Origin of the sequence: Salegentibacter tibetensis, from assembly GCF_020164485.1 — a bacterium.
In the GTDB taxonomy this organism is placed as follows: domain Bacteria; phylum Bacteroidota; class Bacteroidia; order Flavobacteriales; family Flavobacteriaceae; genus Salegentibacter; species Salegentibacter tibetensis.
The window spans coordinates 1-255 of the sequence record NZ_JAIQZA010000162.1; the positions used below are offsets into that span (position 1 = coordinate 1).

Consider the following 255-nt stretch of genomic DNA (forward strand, 5'->3'; position numbering starts at 1 on the left):
CTGTAAGAATTCCTACGGCACCGTTCTTCTGTTTAGAATTATTTTGGCCAAACACGATGTCATCTGCCTCACCCAATTCTTTTCCTTCATTGATGAGGCTGATTATTTCATCGGGAAGAAAAAAAGTTCCTGTTTTTCCTTTCCCGATGTACTGTCTCGATTTAACCACTATCCATGCGAAGGCCTGCATTTCTTTTTCACCTGTTTTTTCAATCCCGCCTTCGATTCCCACCCAATAGTCTGCATTTTGAACCT

The 255-nt window shown here is 41.6% G+C and carries 1 protein-coding gene; it reads right to left on the bottom strand.

The features are described from left to right. Positions 1–255 (bottom strand): DUF84 family protein (locus LB467_RS18930; RefSeq protein ID WP_224475693.1); only part of this gene is annotated, 255 nt, incomplete at both ends.